Below are 2,680 nucleotides of genomic sequence, written 5' to 3' on the forward strand. Positions count from 1 at the left end.
AGCGAAATATTCCTGAGAACGGCCATTAATTCGATCACAATCCCGTTTGCCGTTATAAACGCAACCGACTATACCATTGAACTGGCCAATGATGCCTATGGCGGAGAAAAAGTGACAGGGCTAAAATGTTATGCGGTTTCCCACCAGCGCAGCACGCCTTGTACCGGTGATGACTATCCATGCCCAATGCAGGAAATCAAGCGAACCGGAAAACCCTTTTTTGGAGAACAATTACATTACGATGATCAGGGAAATCCGTCCAGCATTGAAATATTTACTTTCCCGGTATTGGACACAAGCGGACAAATCGTCCAGATGATAAAAACCCATATCGATATTACCACGCGCAAGCGAATAGAGCTGAAATTAGAACAAAAAGCTGCTGAACTCGAAGATATGAATGTCGCATTGAAAGTGCTGCTGAAAAGAACAGAACTGGATAAAGAGGACATTGGACAAAATATATTCGCCAACTATCAAATAGTGCTTACCCCTATTATTCAAAGTTTGAAAAACACACTCACACAGGAAGATCAGCGAGAAATAATCCAGATTCTGGAATTGCGTTTAAAAAATATCCTTTCCCCGTTTTCAAAAAAATTATCAGATAAACTGATCAATTTAACCCCTACGGAAATTCATGTGGCCCACCTTATTAAATCGGGAAAATCCAACAAAGAAATATCGCAAATCCTGAACTGCTCTTTTCACACCGTCTCTCGCCACCGGGATAATATCCGGGCAAAAACAAACCTGAAAAATAAAAAAATCAATCTTCGGTCATTTCTGATGTCCCTCGAATAATCCCCTATTTTAAATAGTTTGTTTATATGTTTTTTTATAGTCTTTTGTCGTGTTGATTTGTAATCATAAACCCTCTATTGTTTAAGGAATATCAGTTCAGATACCTTATCGATGGGGTGAACTCTTTCAAATGAACATTGCGCGATTGTCGTTCAAGTAGGGAGTGACGGGGAATATTGTTCTGGCCAGGGTTCTGACCATTCCTGGGGCAGCCGGTATTCCGGCCCTGGGTTACCTGATTTTCAAAATATTTGAATGATAGGAGAGCCCGATGCCTCATATTTTTAAACAGCCCAGAATTCTATTCGTAACGCCGGAAGTGTCTTATCTGCCGAAAAAAATGAGCACCATGTCCAGCTTTCTGAAGGCGAGGGCCGGTGAGTTGGCGGACGTTTCCGCAGCACTCATTTATTCCCTATATAAAAAAGGTGCGGATATCCATGTGGCGCTGCCTGATTACCGCACCCTGTTCAATAATCATGAGAGTTCTTCGTTTCAACGGCAGCTGAGCACGATGGGAAGCTGCGACAATGAAGCAAGGGTTCATCTGGCTAAAGATCAGATATTTTTTTATAAAGAAAAGATATATTCCGATTGTGACCAGGAAAATATAAAAAGTGCCCTCTCCTTCCAGAGGGAGGTGATCAACACCATTATCCCCCGGGTTCAACCGGACCTCATTCATTGCAATGATTGGATGACGGGGTTGATCCCGGCCATGGCAAGAAAGCTTGGGATCCCCTGTCTTTTTACTATTCACAATATTTATAACAATAAGGCCTTGTTGTCTTCCATCGAAAACAGGGGAATTGATCCCGCGTATTTCTGGCAGAACCTTTTTTTTGAACGGCAGCCCTTGAATTATGAAGAAACCCGTGGTTCTAATCCGGTGGATTTTCTTGCCAGCGGTATTTTCGCAGCTGATTTTGTTAATACGACCTGTCCTGAATTCCTAAGAGAACTCACTCAAGGGCAGCATCCATTTGTTACCCCATCCATTAAACAGGAACTTTCAAACAAAGTGGGTCAGGGATGCGCATCAGCGATTTTGAACTGCCCGGATGGATCACGTCTGCCAAAAAACGATACATACCTCTTTAAAAATTATGATGAAAACACCCATATAGAGGGTAAAAAAGCCAATAAAATCTTGATCCAGGACCGTCTGGGATTGTCCAAAGATCCATTGAAGCCAATTTTATTCTTGCCGTCATGTATGGACAAGGTCCATAACGGCTCGTATTTCATTTCAACGATACTGTATGCGCTTCTTTCCAGGGACTGGCATCAGGACCTAGAGATTATTTTTACAGCCAAAGGAACGATTAGGGGACTGATAAAGGATACCATTCGGGATTTTGATTTAACAAACAGGGTAGCTGTTTGCAAGCCGGAGGATTCACTTTTACGGACGGCCTATGCTGCATCAGACTTCCTTCTGGTTCAATGTTCAGTGGAACCCGTCAGTTCTGAGGAAATTACCGGACTTTTATATGGGAGCCTTCCCATTGTCCATAATAATAACGACAATAATAACGACAATCATCAAGCCGTCACCCCCCTGGACGTTGCGCATAACAGCGGGAACGGATTTTTATTCAATCAATCTGATGTAGACAGCTTGATGAGCGCAATTGATAAGGCGATGATGTTTTACAACTTACCACGGGATGTAAAGAACCATCAGATATCCAGGATCATAAAACAAAGCCATGAAAGATTTGATCATGCGGTAACAGTAGAACAGTATCTTTTGTTGTATGAAAAAATGCTGAAACGTCCGTTTTCAAGGAGGGACATCTTATGAGTTCCAAAGTAGGGTTGTGGATTGATCACAGACAAGCTTTTATCGTGTATCTCTCAAGAGATGATGTGA

The 2,680-nt window shown here is 42.2% G+C and carries 2 protein-coding genes; both read left to right on the top strand.

What is annotated here, in order from left to right; all coding sequences use genetic code 11:
- Window positions 1–804, top strand: an 804-nt coding sequence (locus tag AB7U36_RS22055; RefSeq protein WP_428161752.1) for a LuxR C-terminal-related transcriptional regulator, incomplete at its 5' end; no start/stop codon positions are given.
- Window positions 805–1,075: 271 nt separating this feature from the next.
- Window positions 1,076–2,611, top strand: a complete 1,536-nt coding sequence (locus tag AB7U36_RS22060) for a glycogen synthase (protein WP_428161753.1) — start codon at window positions 1,076–1,078, stop codon at window positions 2,609–2,611.
- Window positions 2,612–2,680 lie beyond the last annotated feature (69 nt).

This window comes from Desulfobacter sp., assembly GCF_050177295.1.

What these genes read in the sequence shown, in the direction of transcription:
- AB7U36_RS22060 (WP_428161753.1), top strand. Translation starts at nt 1,076, where the DNA reads ATGCCTCATATTTTTAAACAGCCCAGAATTCTATTCGTAACGCCGGAA.